The organism is Allorhizocola rhizosphaerae (genome assembly GCF_003426775.1).
In the GTDB taxonomy this organism is placed as follows: domain Bacteria; phylum Actinomycetota; class Actinomycetes; order Mycobacteriales; family Micromonosporaceae; genus Allorhizocola; species Allorhizocola rhizosphaerae.
Genome location: NZ_QJUG01000479.1, coordinates 1 through 1,271, shown reverse-complemented (window position 1 = coordinate 1,271; position 1,271 = coordinate 1). Strand labels below are relative to the sequence as shown.

Sequence of the window (1,271 nt, the reverse complement as noted above, 5' to 3'; positions counted from 1 at the left end):
AGGACGCCGACGCCGACGGGGCCAGCAACATCGGGCTGATCCGGCTGGCCAAGGCCAGCGGCGCGGCCACGCTGTCGCGGCGCGTGGCCGGCTCCAGCACGGGCGGGCAGCGGCTGCGGCCGAGCGTGGCGGCCACGTTCAACGGCGAGTTCGCCGCCGCGTGGGAGTCCGACCACAGCGGGGTGCCGGGCGTGTGGACCCGCTCGTTCAGCCGGACCGGTGCGGCGCTGCACGCCGACGTGGAGGCCGCCGCGGGTGGCACCGGCGCGTCGATCGGCTTGGACGGCCAGGGCGGCACGGTCGTGGCGTGGACCGCCGCACAGGACGTGTGGGTGCGCGGGTACCACCCGGACGGCACCGACACCGGGCGCCTCGCGGCGCAACAGCTCACCCGGGTCGCCGCCGGAAAGCAGGAGGGCATCGCCGTGGCCGTGTCGCACTGGGGCGAGGTCAGCGCCGCCTACGCCGACGACAACGACGGCAACACCTGGGACCAGATCTACCTGGGCATGGGTGTGATCAACACAGGCTGGTGACACCGCGGCCAGCGGGCGCCCACCGGGCGCCCGCTAGGGTGGCGGCGTGGAGTGCTTGGTGCTGTGGGACATCGACCGCACGCTGGTCCGGACGCGGGGTTTCGGGCGCGGCCTGCTGTCGTCCGCGTTCGAGGCCACCACGGGGTTACCGCTGCTGCACCTGCCCGACATGGCCGGGCGCACCGACCGGGCCCTGGTCACGTGGATTCTGCGGGAGCACGGCGTCGCGGCCGACGAGCCGCTGATCGAGGCGTTCTACGGCTACATGGTCGCCGCGGCGGCGCAGCGGGCCGAACTCATGCGCGCCAACGGCACCGCGCTGCCCGGCTCGGCCGCGGCCATCGCCGCGCTGGCGCAAACACCGGGCGTGGTCCAGTCACTGGTCACCGGCAACCTCGAACCCGTGGCGCGGCAGAAGCTGACCGTGTTCGGCCTGGCCGCGGGCATCGACTTCGACATCGGCGGCTACGGGCACATCGGCGCGCAGCGGGCCCTGCTCGTCGGCTCGGCGTGCGTGCGGGCCCAGGCCAAGTACGGCACACTGCCGCCGCCGCAGCGCATCGTCGTGATCGGAGACACCCCGCACGACATCGAGGGCGCGCTGGCCTGCGGTGTGCGGGCGGTCGGGGTGGCCACGGGCCGGTTCAGCGCCGCCGACCTGCGCGCGGCCGGGGCTCACGCCGTGCTGGACTCGCTGGCCGACACCGCCGCCGTGCTCTCGGCGGCCGCGGCCAG

The 1,271-nt window shown here is 75.1% G+C and carries 1 protein-coding gene and 1 pseudogene; both read left to right on the top strand.

Annotated elements, in window-relative coordinates:
• Positions 1-536 (top strand): annotated as a pseudogene (locus DM816_RS41925) (hypothetical protein); the annotation flags it as partial.
• Between the two features lie 46 nt (positions 537-582).
• Positions 583-1,271 (top strand): haloacid dehalogenase-like hydrolase (locus DM816_RS41920; protein WP_117215947.1); only part of this gene is annotated, 689 nt, incomplete at its 3' end.